The organism is Psychrobacter sp. van23A, assembly GCF_030845275.1.
Taxonomy (GTDB): domain Bacteria; phylum Pseudomonadota; class Gammaproteobacteria; order Pseudomonadales; family Moraxellaceae; genus Psychrobacter; species Psychrobacter faecalis.
Genome location: NZ_CP132595.1, coordinates 3,000,745 through 3,023,313, shown reverse-complemented (window position 1 = coordinate 3,023,313; position 22,569 = coordinate 3,000,745). Strand labels below are relative to the sequence as shown.

At 44.4% G+C, this 22,569-nt stretch carries 19 protein-coding genes and 1 pseudogene; 11 read left to right on the top strand and 9 right to left on the bottom strand.

Translation table 11 applies throughout. The features are described from left to right. Positions 1-342: 342 nt before the first annotated feature. The 6 genes and pseudogenes from RAH45_RS12870 to RAH45_RS12845 all read left to right on the top strand — a co-directional run bounded on the left by RAH45_RS12870 (position 343) and on the right by RAH45_RS12845 (position 5,978). The gene (locus tag RAH45_RS12870) at positions 343-1,365 is read left to right on the top strand and encodes a DUF1852 domain-containing protein (protein ID WP_068406106.1); all 1,023 of its coding nucleotides are present in this window, start codon (positions 343-345) and stop codon (positions 1,363-1,365) included. 83 nt (positions 1,366-1,448) lie between these two features. Further along, positions 1,449-2,495 (top strand): methionine synthase, encoded by a 1,047-nt coding sequence (locus RAH45_RS12865; protein ID WP_068406103.1) that lies wholly within the window; start codon positions 1,449-1,451, stop codon positions 2,493-2,495. A gap of 103 nt (positions 2,496-2,598) precedes the next feature. Beyond that, positions 2,599-3,090, top strand: coding sequence for a flavin reductase (locus RAH45_RS12860; protein ID WP_068406101.1), 492 nt, complete (start codon positions 2,599-2,601; stop codon positions 3,088-3,090). A 61-nt stretch (positions 3,091-3,151) separates the two neighbouring features. Further along, the gene (locus tag RAH45_RS12855; protein WP_068406098.1) at positions 3,152-3,994 is read left to right on the top strand and encodes a sulfite exporter TauE/SafE family protein; all 843 of its coding nucleotides are present in this window, start codon (positions 3,152-3,154) and stop codon (positions 3,992-3,994) included. 92 nt (positions 3,995-4,086) lie between these two features. After that, positions 4,087-4,569 carry a hypothetical protein gene (locus tag RAH45_RS12850; RefSeq protein WP_068406095.1) on the top strand — a complete coding sequence of 161 codons (483 nt, stop codon included), beginning with the start codon at positions 4,087-4,089 and terminating at the stop codon, positions 4,567-4,569. A gap of 127 nt (positions 4,570-4,696) precedes the next feature. Then, positions 4,697-5,978 (top strand): annotated as a pseudogene (locus RAH45_RS12845) (IS256 family transposase). 145 nt (positions 5,979-6,123) lie between these two features. On the opposite strand, the gene glmS reads toward RAH45_RS12845, so the two are convergent. From glmS to hisF, 7 genes are all read right to left on the bottom strand, one after another. Then, the gene (gene glmS / locus RAH45_RS12840) at positions 6,124-7,968 is read right to left on the bottom strand and encodes a glutamine--fructose-6-phosphate transaminase (isomerizing) (RefSeq protein ID WP_306495338.1); all 1,845 of its coding nucleotides are present in this window, start codon (positions 7,966-7,968) and stop codon (positions 6,124-6,126) included. Positions 7,969-8,133: 165 nt separating this feature from the next. Further along, positions 8,134-9,510, bottom strand: coding sequence for a bifunctional UDP-N-acetylglucosamine diphosphorylase/glucosamine-1-phosphate N-acetyltransferase GlmU (gene glmU, locus RAH45_RS12835; RefSeq protein WP_068407979.1), 1,377 nt, complete (start codon positions 9,508-9,510; stop codon positions 8,134-8,136). A 253-nt stretch (positions 9,511-9,763) separates the two neighbouring features. Beyond that, positions 9,764-10,354, bottom strand: coding sequence for a phosphatidylglycerophosphatase A family protein (locus RAH45_RS12830; RefSeq protein WP_068407981.1), 591 nt, complete (start codon positions 10,352-10,354; stop codon positions 9,764-9,766). A gap of 3 nt (positions 10,355-10,357) precedes the next feature. Then, entirely contained in the window at positions 10,358-11,398 is a 1,041-nt protein-coding gene (thiL, locus tag RAH45_RS12825) for a thiamine-phosphate kinase (protein ID WP_068407983.1), read from the bottom strand. Between the two features lie 2 nt (positions 11,399-11,400). After that, positions 11,401-12,420 carry a transcription antitermination factor NusB gene (gene nusB / locus RAH45_RS12820; protein ID WP_082894382.1) on the bottom strand — a complete coding sequence of 340 codons (1,020 nt, stop codon included), beginning with the start codon at positions 12,418-12,420 and terminating at the stop codon, positions 11,401-11,403. A 279-nt stretch (positions 12,421-12,699) separates the two neighbouring features. After that, on the bottom strand, positions 12,700-13,230 hold the full coding sequence (gene ribE, locus RAH45_RS12815) for a 6,7-dimethyl-8-ribityllumazine synthase (protein ID WP_068407989.1): 531 nt from the start codon (positions 13,228-13,230) through the stop codon (positions 12,700-12,702). Between the two features lie 146 nt (positions 13,231-13,376). Continuing rightward, positions 13,377-14,159, bottom strand: coding sequence for an imidazole glycerol phosphate synthase subunit HisF (gene hisF / locus RAH45_RS12810; protein WP_068407994.1), 783 nt, complete (start codon positions 14,157-14,159; stop codon positions 13,377-13,379). A 187-nt stretch (positions 14,160-14,346) separates the two neighbouring features. On the opposite strand from hisF, the gene RAH45_RS12805 reads away from it, so the two are divergent. From RAH45_RS12805 to RAH45_RS12795, 3 genes are read left to right on the top strand one after another with little or no spacing between them, the layout of a single operon-like run. Beyond that, positions 14,347-15,534 (top strand): homoserine kinase, encoded by a 1,188-nt coding sequence (locus tag RAH45_RS12805; protein WP_068407996.1) that lies wholly within the window; start codon positions 14,347-14,349, stop codon positions 15,532-15,534. 49 nt (positions 15,535-15,583) lie between these two features. Continuing rightward, positions 15,584-15,892, top strand: a complete 309-nt coding sequence (locus RAH45_RS12800) for a hypothetical protein (RefSeq protein ID WP_227514998.1) — start codon at positions 15,584-15,586, stop codon at positions 15,890-15,892. Next, positions 15,893-16,801 (top strand): class II glutamine amidotransferase, encoded by a 909-nt coding sequence (locus RAH45_RS12795; protein ID WP_068407998.1) that lies wholly within the window; start codon positions 15,893-15,895, stop codon positions 16,799-16,801. A 34-nt stretch (positions 16,802-16,835) separates the two neighbouring features. Here the strand turns inward: RAH45_RS12795 and RAH45_RS12790 are convergent, their stop codons facing one another. Both RAH45_RS12790 and RAH45_RS12785 read right to left on the bottom strand, forming a co-directional pair. Beyond that, complete coding sequence (locus tag RAH45_RS12790) at positions 16,836-17,399, bottom strand: YchJ family protein (RefSeq protein ID WP_068407999.1); 564 nt, start codon at positions 17,397-17,399, stop codon at positions 16,836-16,838. A 43-nt stretch (positions 17,400-17,442) separates the two neighbouring features. Then, complete coding sequence (locus tag RAH45_RS12785; protein WP_068408001.1) at positions 17,443-18,159, bottom strand: metal-dependent hydrolase; 717 nt, start codon at positions 18,157-18,159, stop codon at positions 17,443-17,445. 114 nt (positions 18,160-18,273) lie between these two features. Here RAH45_RS12785 and RAH45_RS12780 point away from each other — a divergent pair, with 114 nt between their 5' ends. Together RAH45_RS12780 and acnA are read left to right on the top strand one after the other, a co-directional pair. Beyond that, a complete protein-coding gene (locus RAH45_RS12780) occupies positions 18,274-19,287 on the top strand; it encodes a DUF3025 domain-containing protein (RefSeq protein ID WP_068408003.1) in 1,014 nt (337 codons plus the stop codon). A 428-nt stretch (positions 19,288-19,715) separates the two neighbouring features. Then, positions 19,716-22,502, top strand: a complete 2,787-nt coding sequence (acnA, locus tag RAH45_RS12775; protein WP_068408004.1) for an aconitate hydratase AcnA — start codon at positions 19,716-19,718, stop codon at positions 22,500-22,502. The last annotated feature ends 67 nt before the right edge of the window (positions 22,503-22,569 follow it).

Below are 22,569 nucleotides of genomic sequence, written 5' to 3'. Positions count from 1 at the left end.
AAGCATGGCTGTTAATATAAAAATTAGAGCGCTTACGCATAATGCCTGCCAGAGAAATTTTTTATCATCCATAATTAACTACCTTACATTCTTTTATATGAATATAAAACGTTAATTATTTTCTAATGCAAAAAAATCACTCAAAATATCATTATTCATAAAACCTTCTGCCACGCTCCTAGTTATCAAGTCCTATTCCATAACCTTGTCTTATCAACGTGAATTTAACTCATCTTAGATTTAAATAGTATCATTTTTATTCATGATCGCGTTCGGGTATGATTTATCTCATATACAAATTTGGTTTTATCTCACACAATGAGAATAGGGTAGCGGATTATCATGAGTAAACAATTTACATATTCGATCTCGAGCATTCGTTTTGATGAAAACTATCATCCGGCAGATAGCACGCGTCTGACCACGAACTTTGCCAATTTGGCGCGCGGTGAGCAGCGTGAAGAAAATCTGCGTAAAACACTAAGAATGATTAATAATCGTTTTAACGCTTTGGCGCATTGGGACAACCCAGCCGCCGACCGTTACTCTGTTGAAGTTGATATTATTTCAGCAGATTTAGATATTGAAGGTAATGGCGATACTTTTCCGGTCATCGAAACGCTAAAAACCACGATCGTCGACCATAAAGACAATACCCGTATCGACGGTATGATTGGTAATAGCTTTTCCTCTTATGTACGCGATTATGACTTTAGCGTTGTCCTATTAGAGCATTTCGATAAAAACCCGTCATCGCCACCGCCGGCAGATTTTGGTGACTTACATGGCAAACTGTTTCAGTATTTATTGAATTCAGAAACCTATCAAGCCAACTTTACCAAACAGCCGGTCATTTGCCTAAGTGTATCGACCAGTAAAACCTATCATCGTACGATTAACCAGCATCCGGTGTTAGGGGTTGAATACCGACAAGACGAATATTCTTTAACTGACGATTATTTTCATAAAATGGGCTTAACCGTGCGCTATTTTATGCCGGCCGGTAGTGTCGCACCTTTAGCGTTTTATTTTGCCGGTGACTTGCTGAGTGACTACACCGATCTTGAGCTCATCAGTGCGATTGCAACTATGGAAACCTTCCAAAAGATTTACCGTCCTGAAATTTATAATGCCAACTCGACGGCAGGTCAGGTATATCAGCCCAGTTTGAAGTACCAAGATTATTCACTGACGCAAATCGTTTATGACCGTGAAGAGCGTAGCCAGATGGCAGTGAAGCAAGGTAAGTTTACACAAGAGCAATTTATCAAGCCTTACCAAGCGATTCTTGAAGAATGGGCGACAAGCTTTGATGTTAATGAGCGCACGTCGGAAGCGTGTGCAGATAAAGAATACGCTGCCTAACTATTTTCAATCTAGATGCGTTCAACCTAGATGCGTTCAATTTAGCCGAAATGAGAACACCAAAAAATAAGAAGACAAATCCTATGACACTATTATTATCGACACAAAGATTATTACCGACATCAACCGCTGGCAGCTTGCCAAAACCGTCTTGGCTAGCTGAACCGGAAAAAATTTGGTCACCTTGGGCTTTAGAGGGCGAGCAACTGCTCGAAGCCAAACAAGATGCGCTACGGGTGTCATTACAAGAGCAATTGCAGGCAGGGATTGATATCGTCAGTGATGGCGAGCAGACACGTCAGCATTTTGTGACTACCTTTATTGAACATCTTGATGGTGTCGATTTCGAAAAGCGTGAAACGGTTAAAATTCGCAATCGTTATGAGGCAAGTGTTCCGTCAGTTGTGGGTAGCGTAAGTCGCCAAAAAGCTGTGTTTGTTGACGATGCCAAATTTTTACGCTCGCAAACCGATCAACCTATCAAATGGGCGTTGCCCGGCCCAATGACGATGATTGATACCTTATATGATGGTCATTATAAAAGCCGTGAAAAACTGGCTTGGGAATTTGCCAAAATTTTAAATCAAGAAGCGAAAGATTTAGAAGCGGCTGGTGTGGACATCATTCAATTCGATGAACCAGCGTTTAACGTGTTTTTTGATGATGTTAACGACTGGGGTATTGCCACTTTAGAGCGTGCTATTGAAGGTCTAAAATGTGAAACGGCGGTGCATATTTGCTACGGCTACGGTATCAAAGCCAATACCGATTGGAAAAAAACTTTAGGGACAGAGTGGCGTCAATATGAACAAGCCTTTCCAAAACTGCAGCAGTCAAATATTGATATCGTCTCTTTGGAGTGTCAAAACTCGCATGTACCGATGGATTTGATTGAACTGATTCGCGGTAAAAAGGTAATGGTCGGCGCCATTGATGTGGCAACCAATAATATCGAAACACCGGAAGAAGTAGCAGATACGTTACGTAAAGCGCTGCAATTTGTCGATGCAGATAAGCTTTATCCTTCGACCAACTGCGGCATGGCACCGTTATCGCGCCAAGTTGCACGCGGCAAATTGCAAGCCTTGAGCGCAGGTGCAGCTATTGTACGTAAAGAGCTTAGCGTTTAGCATTTCTTAACAAAGCTTACCTTGTTTAAACCCATGAGTGACCTCAGTTATCAATGTACTTAAAGATTAAAGTACTTAAAGATTAAAATTTAGGAGTTAAGTCATGATTGAAGCAACTGATTTTAGAGATGCCATGTCTCTATTACCGACAGCGGTCAATGTGATCACCACAAAAGGTGACTCTGGCTGTCATGGGTTTACCGCCTCGGCGGTCTGTAGCGTGACCGATACACCGCCAACCTTGCTTGTCTGTATGAATCAGAGCTCGCGCTCACACGAACATTTTCTTGAAAACAAAACGTTAAGTGTCAATGTCTTAGGTACGCAGCACGAACCCATATCTAATGCCTTTGCCTCCAAACTATGCTCAGAAGAGCGTTTTTGTCACGGTGCTTGGACGACATTAACCACAGGTGCCCCTGTTTTAGAGGATGCGCTAGTCAGTTTTGATTGTGAAATTGATGACATTCAACAAGTCGGCACACACAGTATTTTTATGTGCCGCGTGGTCGCCATCAAACAAGGTGTGAGCGATGAAAGTTTGGTGTATTTCAATCGCTCGTACCATCAAGTGGGTCAAACAGAAATCGTTTAACCTACTTTTAAAGCCCTTGTTATTTAACTAAAACTATAGCTAACTGAGAAGTAACTATCCTGTGGAAATACTCATTTTTTTAATAATAGGCGCGCTAGCAGGATTTGCTGCCGGGCTTTTTGGTGTGGGCGGTGGCACGATTATTGTGCCTTTATTGTTTGTCGTTTTTACCCAAATGGATTACAGCCCTGACAGCATTATGCATTTAGCATTAGGGACGTCATTGGCGACTATTACTGTCACCTCTATCAGCTCGCTTATGGCACACAATAAAAAAGGCGCTGTGATGTGGCCGGTGTTTAAAAATCTGGCACCAGGTTTAGCGCTAGGTTGTTTCTTAGGCGCGGGAATCGCAGGGCAGATATCTGGGTTGTATCTTCAGCTGATTGTTGGGGTATTTTTGCTGTGGGTTGCTTATAAGATGTTTTTTACTGGTAAAAAGCCAGTTGCTAATCATTCTAATGGCGCTAATGATGTCAGTAGCGCCAACTACGCCAACCCATTACTACCGTCAAAACCTAAGCAATTAGCAGCAGGCGGCGTTATTGGTATCGCTTCTGCTATATTTGGTATTGGCGGTGGCAGCTTAACGGTGCCTTATCTCACGCGTTATAATGTGGTGATGCAAAAAGCGGTTGGGACCTCAGCGGCGTGCGGATTGCCGATTGCCATTGCCGGTGCGTTAGGTTTCATGTTTTTTGGCATGCAGCAGCAAGTCAATGTGCCCAATACCATTGGTTTTGTCCATGTTTATGCTTTTTTAGGCATTAGTATTATGAGCTTTTTTACCGCCAAGTTGGGCGCGAAAGTCGCGCATATATTATCGCCAGAATTGTTAAAAAAATGCTTTGCGATATTATTAACGGTGGTGGGGTTTTATTTTCTATATAAAGGGCTGGTCTAAATATATATTTGTATAATGGGGCGTATTCTCTTTAGAATGAGGATGCGCCCTAATCATATTATTTTGGCTAATTAGGTTCAATAAAGATAATTATGTTCAATAAACTTAAAGCATTGATTCTACTTTTATCTTTTCTCACAGTCATTGCCTGTTCGGATAATAATTCGGTTTTAGCTCATGATGAAAAGGTTACCACAGCTAGCAATCACGAACGTGATACGCAGGAGATGTATCGTAAGATCGATACGTTAAAAAGAGAGCTGCCAAGCGTAATTGATGAAGTTACTACGTTAGAAAAAATTGATTTTGATGGAAAAACGGTTACTTTCGGCTATCGGCTAAAGATATCTGATTATAATGCTTCTAAAAGAAAAGAGATTGAAACGGCAATGCGCGATGAACATACTAAGTTAGCCTGTGCAGAAGCAGAAGTTATGCAAGGGATAAATAAGGGATTTGATTATCAGTATAGTTATTACGATTTAGATGATAGTAAAGTGGCTAGTTTTGAGGTCACAAAAGACATTTGCGACAACCTAAATAAGGCTGACTCTGAAATTGAAATAGGGACATAATCAACTCTGGGTTACTTTGCTGCTGCATATAATATTTATACTGAGATATATCCAAATTATTGAAATTTTTTGGGAGTTTCCCAAACTCTGTGTAACTGCTTATAATCCACTAACAGGAGAATAAGCAATGACTACTCAATCTGACCTTAAAAAACTGGCCGAGCAAATGGCTGGTAGCATGAACAGCTTTGATGACATCAAAGACTTTCAAAAGCAGCTCATGCAATCTTTTATCGACACTGCCTTAGAAGCTGAGATGGAAGACCATCTTGGATACCCCAAGCATGAAAAAGCAGACAAGCCTAATAAGCGCAACGGTCATACTAAAAAGACCGTCCGTAGCGACACAGGCGACCTTGAGATCTCCACTCCAAGAGACCGTGATGGTGACTTTGAACCTGCGTTAGTGCGTAAGCATCAAACCCGTATCTCAGGCCTTGATGACAAGATCATATTTCACTACAGGCATAGCCTTACGTCTTGCGCTTCGGGCAAGTGTCTCCCAGACACTTGCTGATCCTCGCTCATACGCCAAGGGTCAAACCACCACCGAGATTGTAGAGAGTATCAAAGAGCTTTACGACGTCGATATCTCAAGCTCTCTTGTCTCAAGAGTCACTAACAACATCATAGACGACATCACCGCATGGCAGAACCGGCCGTTAAGCAGTGTTTATCCTATTGTCTATTTAGACTGTATTGTCGTCAAAGTACGTCAAGATAAGCAGATTATCAACAAGGCAATCTATCTGGCGCTAGGCGTGGGACTTGATGGTAGAAAAGAGCTGCTTGGCATGTGGCTATCAGAGAATGAAGGCGCTAAGTTCTGGCTTGGCGTTCTCACTGAACTACAAAGCCGCGGGGTACAAGATATCCTAATCGCTTGTGTTGATGGTCTAAAGGGCTTCCCTGATGCCATCAATACCGTTTATCCCAAAGCCAAGGTTCAGCTGTGTATCGTACATATGGTGCGCTATTCGATGAAGTTTGTACCTTGGACAGATAAGAAGGCAATAGCGGCTGATTTAAAAGCCATCTACGGCGCTGATACGCTTGAGATAGCAGAGGCCAATCTTGAACACTTTGATGAGACTTGGGGCACAGAGTACCCACATGTCATCAAGTCTTGGCGTAATAACTGGGAGGGCCTCACGGTGTTCTTTGGTTACCCTAAAGACATCAGAAAAGTCATATATACCACCAATGCTATTGAGTCGCTAAACAGCGTGATTCGTACGGCGGTGAATAAGCGTAAGGTATTTCCCTCTGATCAGGCAGCGTTTAAAGTGGTATATCTAGCAACACAGCAGGCATCCAAGAAGTGGTCGATGCCGATTCGTAACTGGACGTCTGCTCTTAATCGCTTTATGATTATGTTTGATGATCGTATCAGTAAGCATTTAATCTAAAGGGCAGTTACACAGAATTCGGGATGGGCTCAATTTTTTATGTCCATTATAAAAAAAAGCTTTGCTATCTATATGGTACTAGACAGCAAAGCATTTAGTGTTATACAATATTAAGATAAAAAGCTTTCAGAATCAAGCACTTATCCTACTCGACCGTGACTGATTTTGCGAGATTACGTGGCTGATCGACATCCGTACCACGCATCACTGCTACATGATAAGACAGCAGTTGCACAGGTACGCTATAAACGATAGGGGCAAGCGTCTCGCAAACCTCGGGGACATAAACCACGTGCATTCTATCTTCTGCGACCATCTTGCTTTCTTCACTAGCAAATACAAACAGCTCACCGTGACGCGCATGTACTTCTTGCATGTTGGCTTTTAGCTTATCAAACATACTGTCTTTTGGCGCGAGCACCACGATTGGCATGTCTTTATCGACCAACGCCAATGGACCGTGCTTTAGCTCACCTGCCGCATAGCCTTCTGCGTGAATATAAGAGATTTCTTTTAGTTTCAGCGCGCCTTCTAAGGCGATTGGAAACTGTAAGCCACGACCTAAGAATAAGCAGCTTTTCTTATACTCAAAATGCTCACTCATGACTTTGATAGGCGCATCGAGTTGTAAGCTGGCATGTAGTTGCCCGCGTAGCTCTTGTAATTTGCCTAACAAGGTGGTTAATTTTTCACCTGTCATACGCGCTTGTACAACACCCACTTTTAACACCAGTAACATCAACGCGGCAAGCTGAGTGGTAAAGGCTTTGGTCGAGGCAACGCCAATCTCAGGGCCGGCAAGCGTTGGTAAAAAGATATCGGTTTCACGCACCAAAGATGAGGTCGGTACATTACATAAAGCCAAGCTGACGAGACCTGCTGGCGTGTGCTTTTGAATATCACGAAGTGCCGATAAGGTATCCGCAGTTTCGCCCGATTGCGAGATGCAAATGACCAAGGTGTCATCGACGACCACTGGATTGCGGTAGCGGAACTCACTAGCAACCTCAACCGAACACGGCAAACGGGTTAGGCTTTCAAACCAATATTTCGCGACCAAACCTGAATGATAGCTGGTCCCACAAGCGATGACTTGAACGTTCTTGATACCTTTTAACTGTGCTTCATGACGCTGCAAAAAGTCATCGCGCAGCTTAGATGGCGCATCACTATCTAAAGCCATCTCAATCGTACGGGCAACTGCATCTGGCTGCTCATAGATTTCTTTAAGCATGTAATGCTTAAATTCACCTTTATCAGCATTATGCTGGGCGGCATCAATCTCATGTATCTGACGTTTTACTTTTACGCCATCGGCATAAACTTCAATACTATTACGGGTTAATTTGGCGATATCGCCTTCTTCTAGATACATAAAGCGATTGGTCACGGGCAAAAGCGCCAATTGATCAGAGGCAATAAAGTTCTCACCGATACCTACACCGATGACCAAAGGCGAACCTAGACGCACGGTAATCAGCTCGTCTGGGCAATCAATGTGCAAAATGCCAAGGGCAAACGCGCCATGTAATAAAGGAATAACGGCACGCACAGCTTCCAGTAAATCAGGCGTATTTTTGTAGATATCATTGATTAAATGGACGACGACTTCGGTATCAGTTTGCGAGGTAAACTCGTAGCCTTTAGCAATCAGCTCTTCTTTTAGCTCAGCATAGTTCTCAACGATACCATTATGGACCACGGCAATTTTACCAGATACGTGCGGATGAGCGTTGCGCTGCGCAGGTTCGCCATGCGTGGCCCAGCGCGTATGTGCAATACCGATATGACCATCGAAAAATTCAGGATTGACGGCGACGGCATCGACCAGCGCTTGTACTTTGCCCACTTGGCGCTCACGATGCAGCTCGCCATCACGGATAACCGTCAGACCAGCAGAGTCATAACCACGGTATTCTAGGCGTTTAAGGCCTTCAAGTAAGATATTGGCAATATTCCGCTCAGCAACTGCTCCAACGATTCCGCACATAATTATTCCTTAAATTTTATGTTCTCATACCATGTGATTTTGAAAGATACTGATACATGGACAATCATTAATCTATAAATATAAATAAGCAGCACCACAAATCATTGTCGTACTGCTTTAGTGGTCTTACCATCATTTTTATCAAGTTAACTATCAGCGCCGCCTTTATTTTTTAGTCGGACGCTGAAAGTCATCTTTCTGGGTTTGGCGCGCACGTCCAAAGGCTAAGGCGTTATCATCGACGTTTTTGGTAATCACTGAGCCTGCCGCAACCGTAGCGGTATCACCAATAGTAACTGGCGCAACCAAGCTGGCGTTAGAGCCGATAAAGGCATTGTCTTCGATGATGGTTTGCGATTTATTGACGCCGTCGTAATTACAGGTAATCACGCCCGCACCGATATTGACATTTGTTCCAACCGTCGCATCACCCACATAACTTAAATGATTGACCTTGCTACCTTGGCCGATAATCGATTTTTTAATCTCGACAAAATTGCCTACTTTACTGTTATTAGACAAAACAGTATCAGGGCGCAAGTGGGCGAAAGGTCCAATATCGACGCCGTTTCCAATTTGAGCACTGTCAATGACGCAGTACGGCTTTAGGTGACAGGCATTGCCAATGTGCGCATTTTTAATCACACAGCCAGCTTCGATATAAACGTTATCGCCTAAGACGCAATCACCTTCAAAGACCACGCCCACATCGACGAATACATCTTGTCCTGCGCTCAAGCTACCACGAATATCGACGCGAGTAGGGTCTGCAAACTGCACGCCAGCTTCTTGTAAGTCTGCAACCAACTTACCTTGCCATGTACGCTCTAAGCTGGCAAGCTGCTGGCGGTTATTGACGCCTTCAATCTCAAAGCCATGCTCAGGCTCAATCGCGACAATATTAATCCCTTCAGCGACGGCCATTTTAACGATATCGGTGAGATAATATTCTTTTTGCGCATTGTCGTTAGTCAGCTTCGGCAGATATTTATGCAATAACGCATTATCAACGCAGTAAATACCGCTATTAATCTCTTGGATTTTTTGTTCATCGGCGCTGGCATCTTTTTGCTCAACGATGGCTTCAATATTGCCGTCTTTATCACGTTTGATACGGCCGAGACCAAAGGGATTTTCTACCGTCAAGGTCAACATTGACATACCGTCAGTATTGGCAGATTTTAAAGCTGTTAACGTCTGGCAGCTGACCAATGGCACATCGCCATAGAGAATCAGACTTTGGCCTTCTTTTGGTAATTCGGACAGGGTGACTTTTACTGCATGGCCCGTTCCTAACTGTTCAGTCTGGGCAACCCACGTAATCGGCAAATGCGCATATTGCTCATTAATATCTGCTTGCACTTGCTCGCCGCCAAAACCATGGACGATGATGGTGTCATCAACGGTCAATTGATGACAAGTATCAAGCACATGACCGAGTAACGACTTGCCAGCCAGTGTCTGTAGCACTTTTGGCTTGGCTGATTGCATACGCGTGCCTTTACCAGCCGCGAGGATAATTACTGAAAGAGGAGCTGTCATAGTATTCCTAAAAAAGAGCTTACAAATGTAACAAAATATACTTCTGAATTATAACGCAAATTACGATTTAACCAAAACGCTATGTCGTGACATCTTTGTAAACTGATTATGACATTAGCTGTCTATAGATATAAATTAAACAGCAGGCGTTCAGAAAATCTAACCGCTAAATAGGTGAGCGATATAAAAGGCGATAAAGCAGAAGTATTTATGGTAAAAACGTTTATTTGAGGCTTAAAGGATAAGCTTAAGATTAAAAGGTAAAAGAGAAGATAAAGGTATAAATAATTACCCAAACGGCTGCTGCCATCACTCCCGCAATAATATCATCGAGCATAATACCGAGGCCGCCTGCGACTTTTTTATCTGCCCAACCAATCGGCGGCGGCTTAATAATGTCAAAAAAGCGGAATAATATAAAGGCGATAATAATCGCTACGATAGTAGGTATTTGGATGATATTTTGCCAAAAGCTGCCGTTAGCGATACCCATATAAGACAGCGGCAGTAGGGTAAGCCACATACCAGCCCACTCATCCCAAACAATATGCGGATTATCGTGACCGCCCATCAGCTCTGAGGTACGACCGCATATCGCATTACCAAGGAAACAAGCTAAAATAGTAATCATCAAAAACGGCACAAAACCTAAGCTAAGCAGCGGTATAGCGACTATTAATCCACCAACTGTACCCCAAGTACCGGGTGCACGGCGCGGCAGACCGCTGCCTAGACCGATACCAAGCCAATAAACCAAACGATCAAGCGCACTGGCATTGGCGGGTAGAGGCGGGCAATCATTGGCTTGTCGGATATCAGGCTTAGATAGGTTGTGATCAATCATGGGTTAACCTGCAAAATGTTGGTAACCCGTCAGATTGGGCCAAGTAGGAAATGGGGCGGGATGCGTCGCTGTGACTGGCTGTCCTTGATAAAAAATCTCTGGTTGTACATTTTTAGCACCATCTGTCTTATTTACGGCTATGACTTCACCGATACAGGTGACATGCGTGTCGCTATTATTATTAATCGGTGGCTCGATATGGGCAGGCAAGGTAAAAGCCAGCTCATAATCATCGCCGCCCGCCAACTGACATAATAAGCGCTCAGATAGACCAACGCTTGATAATGCTTTACTGGTAGGCAGCTGCTCAAGGTGAATGCGCATACCAATGATACTTTGCTCACAGATATGGCTAAGGTCTTGATACAGACCATCAGAGATATCTATCATCGAAGTTGCGCCAATTGTCGCCACTGCTGCCCCTAAGGCAATACGTGGCGTTGGCATATGCAGCCGATGGGCAAGCTCAATACCGATAGCATTATTAGGATGCTGTAGCGCATAAGCAGCATCGCCAAGCGACCCCGAAACATAGATTTTATCGCCGACTTGCGCGCCCGAGCGGTAAACAGCTGGCGTAGCCGCATCAAGCAATCCTTGCGCGCTGACACTGAGCACTAAGTTATCACTGCGCGTGGTATCACCACCAATAAGCGTGACACCAAATAGCTGGCAGGCGTGAAATAAACCTTTAGCAAATTCAGTCAGCCATTGCTCATTCGCCAAACGCTCAGGTAAGGCCAATGCCAATAGAATACTATGCGGCGTTGCGCCCATCGCGGCAATGTCGGAAACGTTAACCGCGACCGCTTTATAGCCGATTTGAAAGGCTAACTGGTTTACGTCATTCCAATCAGCACTAAAGTGCCGCCCTTGAACGAGGGTATCAATACAGCTAACCAAGCGCGCACCTACAGGCAAGCTCATTACTGCCGCATCATCGCCAATGCCTTTTTCGACATTGCGTGCTTCGGCAGTGCTGGACGATGACGGTGCAGCTTGCATTTGCGAAAATATACGCTCAATCAGCTCAAACTCGTTCATGGCTAGTCTTTATTGTTTTCATTAGGAGTAACAAGGTTTGAATCATGTAAGCCTACGTCAGCTGCGTCACTATTCTCATCATAGCTAACATCATTGGTAGATGTGTTTTCTTCTACAGCGCTTTCTTCTGCAGATTTGTCATTAACAATATTATTTGGCGCTTCATTTTTTGCGGCGTCATTTTTCTTATTGATCTTATAGTCCATAATATTCGCTAGCGCTTTACTCGCGCTATTACGTTTAACACTGGCATTATTGGCACTGATACGTGGTTTGTTTGAAGCAGTTGCAGTTGACGTACTATCGATATCAGATTCAGCAGTGCTTTCACTAGCTTCTTCAACAGCTGCAGATTGAACTTCAGCCTGCTTAGCATTTGCTTGAGTCGCCGCTTTTTGTGAGGTGCGCAGATTGGCTTTGCTATCGGCATCGACTTCAAGCGCGCGCAATTCAATCGCCATTTTATCAAGGACAGCATTAATTAATTTATGGGCGTCAGTAGCGCCAAAGTGATTGTTTAGCTTCATCGCTTCATCAAGCACGACTTTGTAGGGAATCTCTAAGCGGTTTTGTAGCTCATACGCCCCAATCAATAAAATAGCATGTTCAACAGTGTCCAATTTATCAATGTCACGATCAAGATGCCGACTGATTAGCGCATCGAGAGCGTCAATCTGCTCTGGAATATCGCGCATCATTTCATGATAGTAGCCAATATGAACGGTATGCATGGCGTTGCTCGCGCGCGTACGGGCAGCGATATCATGCGGCGCATTGTCCTTCCAGCCAAGCTTACCATCTTTATCAAAACGGCGGTCGGTGACCAACCACTCATATAGGCCTTGCATTGCAAAGCGTCGAGCCTTACGCACAGCGGTGTGGCTAGTCTTATAAGTCGTTTCACTCATATCAAAGGTTTGCTCACCCGCACTACTGCTCGCGATACGAGTAGCTTCAGCTTGTGCATCATTGGCTTGGGCGGTTTGTGCAGCGTTAATGGCGCGCTTGAGTTGGTCAGTCATAGGGGGTCAATACCTAAATTTTAAATAACTATCATTTTAAACATCTATCTTGGCGCAAATAACAGGCTTGGCAAAGACAGCAAGTTGTAAGAAATAGTATAAAAGTTGTTAAATAGTAGACGACTGGCAGGCTGTGACAGTCGGATATTAAAACGGTGTTTTATAGAACTGTTTATAGTGCTTTTTACTATCATATTGGCACTGCGGTCTATATCAAAGGTGATATAAGCCGCAGTGCCATTTAAATGACAAATAACCGTTTATAAAATGAAGACTTAATTACGCGTCATCACTATTATCATAGTCATCAGCAATATCTAGCTGTGATAGAACCGCTAGCATCTCAAGCACCACCATCGCCGCTTCTGAGCCTTTGTTACCGGCTTTGGTACCAGAGCGCTCAATCGCTTGCTCGATGCTGTCAGTGGTTAATACACCATTAGCAACAGGGATATTATAATCAATTGCAACGCTGCTTAAACCTTTGGCAGATTCGCTAGCGACAAAATCAAAATGCGGCGTACTACCACGGATAATCGCGCCTAATGCAATGATGGCATCAAAGCGATCAGATTCAGCGGCGCGCTGAGCAACGAGTGGCAACTCAAACGCACCCGGTACGCGAATCACAGTAATGTTGCTACCCAATACGCCATGACGCAGTAGGGCATCGATTGCACCATCTACCAATGACTCAACGACAAAACCGTTAAAACGACCGACGACGATACCAATGCGCGCATCTTCGTTTTGATGTAAATTGCCATCGATATGGGTAATATCATTGCGCTGCTGTTGTAAATTTGACATAAGAAAATCCTTTGAGTAAGTAGCGTTTAAAACAAAATTTTTATGTAAAATCTCGATTGTTTTCAATAGTTAACTGACAAAAATAAATAAGTAGCGCTATGATACCATTTTTTGCACAGGCATTGATATTTTAGCAATCTTAAAGATTAAAGACGCATCTGTATGCCTTGTGCGGCCATATAAGCTTTGGCCTCTTGCACGGTATATTCGCCAAAGTGAAAAATACTGGCCGCAAGTACGGCATCGACGCCGCCTTCTATTACGCCTTCGGCCAAATGTTGCAAGTTACCAACGCCGCCTGAAGCAATAACCGGCACATTTACGCGGCTGGTAATTTGCTGCATTAAGACCAAATCATAGCCTTTTTTGGTACCATCACCATCCATTGAGGTCACCAATAATTCGCCAGCGCCGAGAGCAGCCATTTTACTTGCCCAAGCCACGGCATCAATACCGGTTGGTTTACGCCCGCCGTGAGTAAAGATTTCCCAACGCGGCATGATGATGCCATCAACCATTATATCTGCAACGCGTTTGGCATCGATAGCCACGACGATACATTGATTACCAAATTTCTGTGCCGCCTCCCCAACGAACTCAGGGGTAAATACCGCTGCTGAATTAATCGCTACTTTATCCGCGCCTGCATTGAGCAAATTACGAATATCAGCGATTTTACGCACACCGCCACCAACTGTGAGCGGTACAAACACGGTTTCAGCCATACGCTCAACGGTATGATAAGTGGTATCGCGATCATCATTGGTCGCGGTAATGTCTAAAAAAGTAATCTCATCAGCACCTTGCTCGTTATAGCGCTTAGCGACTTCGACAGGGTCGCCGGCGTCTTTAATATCGACAAATTGCACGCCTTTGACCACACGGCCATTATCCACATCCAAACAAGGGATGATACGCTTTGCTAACATAGGGTCTTTCACCTTATAATCAATTTATCCGTAAGCGCTAGTCTAGCAAAATCGCCGCCATATCAGGCAGCTTTTCGCAAGATTATTATGCTTTTAACCAAAGTTTGCTCATGCGCGGTACAATCACTGTCATTACCGTCGATATTTATCCTATTTACCTTCTTTTAATTGCCATAAGTGAGATGTCATGTCCGTCTATACCCAGTTAACCGATGACCAGTTTGCCGCTTTTTGCCAGCGTTTTGGCGTCTCATTTGCGCGTGCCATTCCGATTACCCAAGGTATCAAAAACTCTAACTGGTTTATTCAGACGACTGACGATGTAGATGGCGCGCACTCTTATGTATTTACCTTATTTGAAGAGCGTCCACCAGAAGACATCGAAAAAATGGCGGTTATCCTCAATCAATTGGATGGTAAATTGCCAGTAGCGGCGCCGTTAGCATTGCTTGATTTAGGCGCTGATAGCGCAGAAAAACGCTATGTCATACGCTATGATAATAAAGCAATTACCCTCGTACCTTGTTTGGCTGGCGCGCATCCACAGCAAACCACGCAAGCGATGTGTTATGAGATTGGCGCCGCTTTAGCCATGCTGCATGAGACCTTACAAGCACTGCAACCTGCGGAAGAATATGGCGTGCCTTTATACCCATGGGCGGAAGTACGCGACCGTGAAATGCAGTTTATGCCCGGTGACGAAGCCAAGCTCATGAGCGATATTTGGCGCGCTTACTCAGATTTGCCGCTTGCGACGTTGCCAAAAGGCTTATGTCATTTAGACATGTTCGCTGATAATACCTTATGGGACTTATCGTTAAATAATAGCCAAAAAGGCGCAGCGCGTTTAACGGGATTGCTAGACTTTACCGAAGTCAGCGTTGAGCATTATGTGATGGATATTGCCATTACCATTAATGATTTTTGTACGACGTGGGGCGATGCCGAGCAAGGCGAAACCGTCAATTTTGACCGCAGTAAAATGGCGGCTTTTTTGCAAGGCTATGAGTCGAAACGTGCGCTTGGCGAAGATGAAAAACGCGCTTTACCAGTGATGCTCGCCAAGGCGGCGGTGATTTTTTGGCTATTACGTTTAAACGTTATCCACTATAACCGTACCGAAGGTCGGACTGGTGATAACATCATGGTCAAAAATCCTGACCTGATGAAACGCTTGGCGGCTTATCATTGGTCACATGTTGAAAAAGAACAAAATACGGTCTTTGTATTGTTAGATAATGAATCGGCGATGCAAAAAAGCACTCAGATAATCGGTATTTTTAGCAATATCACCCAAGCTGAGCAAGCACGTGATAAATTAAGTAATAGCAGTGATTTTGCAATCAAAGAATATACGCTCGACCAATTGGCATAGATTGTTATTTTTCGACCATTCCTGTATCAAAACCATAAAGGCAAATCCCATGACCGATCAAGTTGATAACTGGCACAAACTGGCGCGCTACGATACCAATATGCAAGGCGAGCTGCATGCCAATCTGCTGCGTAACAATGGCATTACGGTGTCACTGCAACCGCTGAGTGCCATGCCCGGTATGAATTCTGGGATAGTGCTGTGGATACAAGATACGGATTTGGCGCATGCGCAGCGTATTTTGGCGAATATTGACACCGATGGGGCCACGCCTTATGAGATGTTTGATGAAGTATCAGAAGCTACTCTAAACCCTCCTTTAAATTCTGCAAAAGACAACAACGGCGGTGAAGTATAAATGTGTCAACTCTTAGGAATGAACTGTAATACCCCAACCGATATTGGCTTTAGCTTTGCAGGATTTCGTCGTCGCGGCGGCATGACCGACAGTCATGAAGATGGCTTTGGTATTGCGTTTTTTGAGCGCAGTGAATGTGCCAATAATGATAAAACAGCCAATGCTTCGACTGGTTTGCGACTGTTTCATGACAATCGCCCAAGCCATTTATCACCTGTTGCCGACTTGGTGAATAATTATCCGATTAAAGCGATGAATGTCATTGCCCATATCCGTAAAGCAACTCAAGGGCAGAACTGCTTAGCCAATACCCATCCTTTCGTCCGCGAAGTGTGGGGCGAGCAGTGGGTTTTTGCCCATAACGGGCAGATGAATAGCGAATTTATCAAACGCTGTCAGCGCCTGCAAGACAATGGCAATGCCTCACATTGTCAGCCAGTTGGTAACACCGATTCTGAAATGGCGTTTTGCTATTTGGTCAATCGCCTAAAAAGCAGCTTTAAAACCCGCCCAGATGATCAAACGCTGTTTAATTTTTTAACCACCCAATGTCGCTACCTTTCTGCCAACGGTTTGTTTAATTGCCTAATCTCAAACGGTCGGTGGCAGCTGGCTTATGCTGGTAGCTTATTGTTTTATCTCACGCGCAAAGCACCGTTTGGCGAAGCAAAATTAGCAGATGATGATTTGGCCATTAACTTTGGTGATGTGACTACCGACAGCGACAAAGTGACGATATTGGTCACCGTGCCATTGACTGAAAATGAAAAATGGCAACAGTTGGCGGTCAATGAGTGCTTAATATTCCAAGAAGGTGATGTTATTTATAAAGACAGTCCAAGTCAGCGTAAGTTTTTAACCATTGAAGAAGGAATTGCGGTAGCACGCGCGGTTGGAGCGAGTGTTTAGGAGTGGCAAGTATTTAACGTTGATTAAATATCAGTTAGATATAAGCGCCACAACAGCGCTTAAATTTTTCACCTGAGCCACAAATACACGGCTGTTTTTGCGTGACAGTCATAGAAACAGTCGGGTCGAGGAAATACCAACGCGCATCGTTGTTCGCTTTGTCTGTTACTTTTACAAAGGCAGATAATTCATGATGCGCCTGTATGCCGTCATCTTTATTATCAGAGATATTAAAGTAAGCCTTAAACTCAACTTGCGCATGGCGTTTACCTAGCTTTGGCGTATGCGTAATGATTTCTAATCCTGCCCAATCTGTCTCTTTTGCCCAAGACTCAATCGCCTGAATATCTAGTAAATTTTGCTGCGCAGGCAAAGTGGTTTTGACGATATATTCTGGTTTAACTAAGACAAAGGCGCTATAACGCGACCGCATTAGACGCTCAGCAGAGTCTGGCTTTGCACCGTCAATTTTATCAGCTTCGTTATTTAAAAGCCCGTCATGATAAGGCTGGCAGCAATCTTGATAAAGTAGCGGTACGCCAATAGCATTTGAGGCTGGGTTAATTTGGCAAGGGCAGATTGGTAGGGAAATTGACATTATTTACTCGTGTATTATTCATTTTTTAACGGTTCTATAAATTTTAATTGAGCCAGTTTTTTATCAATTCTGGCCATAGTCCCAGTTTAAGCTTTGCCCAAGGTTCGGGGTCACGCAGCTGCTGCCAAAACTCAGCAAATGGCGGCGCAAAATAGACCAAGAGCGCAAGGATGACGTACAGGAGCAGATACCACCATTTATCTTTATGCTGATAAAACTTCATCGCTGTACCCGATGAGCGCTTCATTTTCATATTGGACAAATTCACACTATATAGCTCATCCAATGCCAAATGTACCATGGCGCCGCCGAATAAAAACAAGCCATAAAACCAACTGACAGTTAGCGGTAAGGCTAAAATATCGTAGCTGACGTAGGTCATTCCAAGCCCTAGTATGGCCATGTAGGGCACCGAATGAATGACGCCGCGGTGTACGGTCATATTGGTAAAAATTGAAAATACCACATAACGCATAAAGCCGTAGCCCGCCAACCATAAAGCTATCAGCGCCAGTAAACTCAGCTCACTGCGCCAATGCATGACCAGACCAAAGGCAAAAATAAACGAGGTAATATTAAACCCAAGCTTAATCGGCGTCGAGTTATCAGAATCCAAATCAGGCAGCAGCCCACCGATAGTGCCGAGTGCCACGCACATCAAAAACCCTGAATCATCAATCAAGCCTGCTTTATAAACCGCAAGACTCATCGTACCACTTGCCATGAATGCAACATTTAAGTGGGTGTTAAAATTTGCCATAAAAACTCATCAATAAATAGCGCACGAAATCTGTATTTCGAGCGGCTTGTCTAGCTGTAAAAAAGCGCTCCATGATACCATAGCCACGCCAGTCGTCTAATAGAGATAATCAATATGACCGCCACTGATTTACCTGCCAAGCCTTATCGAAATACTGCTTTTGATGCATCTATTAATAACCCGTCTGCATACGCCAGCACGCTTGATGACAGCTTTGCTGCTATTGATTGGCAAGCGTCGTGGCTGTGTCACTTAAACCAGTTAGGCTATATAAGTAAAAGCATCAGCCAGCTAAGAGGCTTAAAAAATGACCCTGCTCAGACAGAAAAACTCGAACATACGCCTGATATCATCGCCAAGGTTTTGAATACCGCATTACAGAAGCATGCTGACGCCTTACAACAGTCATTACCGCAAACCAAACCTGCGCTAAACAATCAAGCCCAAACCTTAAAATTCGTTTCACAAAATGAGCTGCCAGAAGGCGAAGCGTACGAGCGCTTTATCGGCACCACCGGTAATATCCCGACCCGTGATAATTTGCATGATTTATTTAACGGTAGTATTTGGCTCACCTTTCCAAAGACCAAAGCGCTGCTCAATTATTATCATATGCTTGAGATTAAGGAGCAAGGTATTGGCGCCAGTCGCGGCCGTGTCCGCGATACCATTACCGTTTTTGATGAAAATGGCGCGATATTGGTCACCGCTGAGTCTAGTATCGGTAAGGCATTGGTTGATTTTGATTGGCAGGAAAGTTTGGTTGCACCACGTGACAAATGGGACGAGCCAAAGCAACTTAATAAACAAGCTCAGGCAGCAGTTTATATTTTTGGTCATGCACTGTTAGAGAAGCTACTGCACCCACGCAAAGCATTATGCGCCCATAGTATCGTGATAAATGTCACGCAAGATTTTTTTACCTTGTCGCTATCTGAGCGTATCAATCATTTGGATCAAAAAGTGGCCGATTATATGGACGCGTTATTATCAGAGCCAGATGTGTCCCCGCGCAAACTGTCGCCATTGCCCATTTTGGGCGTGCCACACTATTGGGCAGAAAATGTCCAGCCGAGCTTTTATGAGGACAGCCAAGTCTTTCGGAGCGGTCGTCGTAGTCAAAGTTAAAAGATATGGGCACACCTTGTCCGGTAAACGTTGAATTTTAACTGCTAAAGCATTGTCGTGGTTACGATTGTGCCACGATTCAACACCATCTAGTCGTTAACAAAGTGCTGCTTATTTGTTATGGTAAAAGGACGTTACAGTTAAACGCTAAACAGATGCATATATCTTTTGTTAACGGCGATTTCGTTCACCTCACCGTTATCAATAAATATTTATTCAAATAAAAGCACCGTTAACTATTGTACTTAGCACTTGTTAAAAACGAGCGTTTATTAAAAAATAGTTGTCGCCATTCGATTTAAGCACATTCATTTAAATTAAGAAGAAATAAGCCACCAGTTATCAGCATAAATTGCCATGCATTCACAGTCGTATTAATGGCATAAGGATTTATGCTTAGGATCTATAACAACGATAAGGAAGCTACCATGAGTGATATTTTTAATGTAAAAGATACGATTGACGTCGCTGGCAAGGAGCACGTTTATTATAGCTTGCCAAAGCTGACTGACACTTACGAGAACATCAGCAAACTGCCATTTTGCATGAAAATCGTCTTAGAAAACCTACTGCGTAATGAAGACGACGGGCAATCTGTCGGCAAAAACCACATCGAAGCCGTTGCCAATTGGGACGCTGGGGCAGAAGCGTCAAAAGAAATCGCCTTTATGCCAGCGCGTGTCGTCCTGCAAGATTTTACCGGTGTACCATCAGTGGTGGATTTGGCAGCGATGCGTGATGCGGTGGTTGAGCTTGGCGGTCGTGCTGAGCAGATTAACCCCTTTATCCCAAGTGAATTGGTCGTTGACCACTCTGTACAGGTCGACGCTTATGGCCGCGAAGATGCACTAGACTTAAACGAGAAAATTGAATTTAAGCGTAATAACGAGCGTTATGAGTTTTTACATTGGGGCAAAAACGCCTTTAAAAACTTTGTCGTTGTGCCACCAGCAACCGGTATTGTGCATCAGGTTAACTTAGAATATTTAGCGCGTGTAGTAATGGCTGCTGAAGTAGACGGAGAGCTGACCGCGTATCCAGATACGGTATTTGGTACAGACAGTCACACCACCATGATTAATGGTATTGGCGTACTTGGTTGGGGTGTTGGTGGTATCGAAGCGGAAGCGGCGATGCTTGGTCAGCCATCCTCAATGCTCATTCCACAAGTGGTCGGTTTTGAGCTCAAAGGCAAATTGACCGAAGGCGTGACCGCAACGGATTTGGTACTACGCGTCGTTGAGATGTTACGCGCTCACGGTGTGGTAGGTAAATTCGTCGAATTTTACGGCGAAGGCTTACACAGTATGCCACTCGCTGACCGTGCAACCATTGCCAACATGTCACCAGAATACGGCGCAACCTGTGGTATTTTCCCGATTGACCAAATGGCTATTGATTATCTGCGTCTGTCAGGTCGTGAAGAAAGTCAGATTGAGCTGGTTGAAAAATATGCCAAAGCGCAAGGCTTATGGCATGATGCCGATACGCCGGCTGCGACATATTCAAGTAAGCTTGAGCTGGACTTATCATCGGTGAAACCAGCCCTTGCCGGTCCGAACTTGCCGCAGCAGCGTATCAATTTGTCTGATATGCATGAGAAGTTTGGCGAAACGCTAGAGAAAATGACCAAAGACCGTAAGTCAGAAATTGATGGTAAAGTGCGCTTTGACCAAGAAGGTGCGCAGCAAGAGCAAGCCGATAGACTGTATGCCAAGCCTAATGTCTTCTCTGACGTTAATATCGATGATAAGAGCCACAAACTGCGTGATGGTTCGGTGGTTATCGCCGCGATTACCTCTTGTACCAACACCTCAAACCCTGCGGTGATGATTGGCGCTGGTTTGGTGGCGAAAAAAGCCGCTGCCAAAGGTTTAAAAGCCAAGCCTTGGGTAAAAACCTCATTGGCACCAGGCTCAAAAGTTGTTACCGATTATCTTGAAAAAACCAAACTGATGGATGAGCTAGAGAAAACAGGCTTCTATTTGGTTGGTTATGGTTGTACGACATGTATCGGTAACTCAGGCCCACTCTTAGAGTCGATTGAACAAGGTATCAAAGAAAACGATTTGGTTGCCGCTGCGGTGTTATCGGGTAACCGTAACTTTGAAGGGCGTATTCACTCGCACGTCAAGGCCAGTTACTTGGCGTCGCCACCGCTGGTGGTTGCTTATGCGCTGGCAGGGACGGTCGATATTGACTTGACCACCCATCCGCTAGGACAAGACCAAGACGGTAACGATGTCTACCTAAAGGATATTTGGCCAACGTCCGATGAAATTAATGAACTAATTGCCAATAATATCGACGCCGATATGTTCCGTAAAAACTACGGCGAAGTGTTTGACGGTAGTGCTGCATGGAACGCCATTAGCTCAGCCGATAGTCAGCTGTATCCATGGAGCGAGAAGTCTACTTATATCAAAAACCCACCGTTCTTTGATGGCATGACCATGGAGCCAGAAGGCATTCCTGATATCGAAGGCGCGCGTATCTTGGGTCTATTTGGCGATTCAATCACCACTGACCATATCTCGCCAGCTGGTAATATCGATGCTAATTCTCCTGCGGGTAAGTACTTGCAAGAGCGCGGTGTGATGCCAGCCGACTTTAATAGTTATGGCTCACGCCGTGGTAACGATGCGGTCATGACCCGCGGTACTTTTGCCAATATCCGTATCAAAAACCAGATGATGGGCGGTAAAGAAGGCGGCTATACTTACTACTTTAAAGGCGACAACGCCACGCTTCAAGACGGCGAAGAAATGGCCATCTATGACGCGGCGATGAAGTATAAAGAAGATCAGCGCCCACTTGTGGTACTTGGCGGTGCAGAGTATGGCTCTGGTTCTAGCCGTGACTGGGCCGCGAAGGGTACGATTTTGCTCGGCGTAAAAGCGGTATTGACCAGCTCGTTTGAGCGTATTCACCGCTCAAACCTAGTCGGTATGGGCGTGTTGCCATTAACCTTTAAAGATGATGAAAACGCCGATACTTATCACCTAGACGGTTCTGAAGTACTAAGTATCACAGGCCTTGATAATGGCGAAAGTAAAACCGCAACAGTGACGGCGACCCGTGCTGATGGTTCAACTGAAACCTTTGAGGTAAACGTCATGCTACAGACGCCAAAAGAGCGCGAATACGTGCGTCATGGCGGCGTATTGCACTATGTACTACGTCAATTGGCAGCTGAGAGTAAAAACGCAGCGTAATATTTAATTAAAGTGAGAATAAGAAAAGCCCAGTCGTGATAACTGGGCTTTTTTATGCGCAATGCTT

Excerpts from the sequence above, each read along its gene's own strand:
- nusB (WP_082894382.1), bottom strand. The coding sequence starts at position 12,420 with ATGACTGACCAACTCAAGCGCGCCATTAACGCTGCACAAACCGCCCAA.
- thiL (WP_068407983.1), bottom strand. The coding sequence starts at position 11,398 with ATGAACGAGTTTGAGCTGATTGAGCGTATATTTTCGCAAATGCAAGCT.
- ribE (WP_068407989.1), bottom strand. The coding sequence starts at position 13,230 with ATGTCAAATTTACAACAGCAGCGCAATGATATTACCCATATCGATGGC.
- RAH45_RS12860 (WP_068406101.1), top strand. The coding sequence starts at position 2,599 with ATGATTGAAGCAACTGATTTTAGAGATGCCATGTCTCTATTACCGACA.
- RAH45_RS12785 (WP_068408001.1), bottom strand. The coding sequence starts at position 18,159 with ATGGCAAATTTTAACACCCACTTAAATGTTGCATTCATGGCAAGTGGT.
- RAH45_RS12805 (WP_068407996.1), top strand. The coding sequence starts at position 14,347 with ATGTCCGTCTATACCCAGTTAACCGATGACCAGTTTGCCGCTTTTTGC.
- RAH45_RS12780 (WP_068408003.1), top strand. The coding sequence starts at position 18,274 with ATGACCGCCACTGATTTACCTGCCAAGCCTTATCGAAATACTGCTTTT.
- hisF (WP_068407994.1), bottom strand. The coding sequence starts at position 14,159 with ATGTTAGCAAAGCGTATCATCCCTTGTTTGGATGTGGATAATGGCCGT.
- acnA (WP_068408004.1), top strand. The coding sequence starts at position 19,716 with ATGAGTGATATTTTTAATGTAAAAGATACGATTGACGTCGCTGGCAAG.
- RAH45_RS12795 (WP_068407998.1), top strand. The coding sequence starts at position 15,893 with ATGTGTCAACTCTTAGGAATGAACTGTAATACCCCAACCGATATTGGC.
- glmS (WP_306495338.1), bottom strand. The coding sequence starts at position 7,968 with ATGTGCGGAATCGTTGGAGCAGTTGCTGAGCGGAATATTGCCAATATC.
- RAH45_RS12850 (WP_068406095.1), top strand. The coding sequence starts at position 4,087 with ATGTTCAATAAACTTAAAGCATTGATTCTACTTTTATCTTTTCTCACA.
- RAH45_RS12870 (WP_068406106.1), top strand. The coding sequence starts at position 343 with ATGAGTAAACAATTTACATATTCGATCTCGAGCATTCGTTTTGATGAA.
- RAH45_RS12800 (WP_227514998.1), top strand. The coding sequence starts at position 15,584 with ATGACCGATCAAGTTGATAACTGGCACAAACTGGCGCGCTACGATACC.
- RAH45_RS12790 (WP_068407999.1), bottom strand. The coding sequence starts at position 17,399 with ATGTCAATTTCCCTACCAATCTGCCCTTGCCAAATTAACCCAGCCTCA.
- glmU (WP_068407979.1), bottom strand. The coding sequence starts at position 9,510 with ATGACAGCTCCTCTTTCAGTAATTATCCTCGCGGCTGGTAAAGGCACG.
- RAH45_RS12830 (WP_068407981.1), bottom strand. The coding sequence starts at position 10,354 with ATGATTGATCACAACCTATCTAAGCCTGATATCCGACAAGCCAATGAT.
- RAH45_RS12865 (WP_068406103.1), top strand. The coding sequence starts at position 1,449 with ATGACACTATTATTATCGACACAAAGATTATTACCGACATCAACCGCT.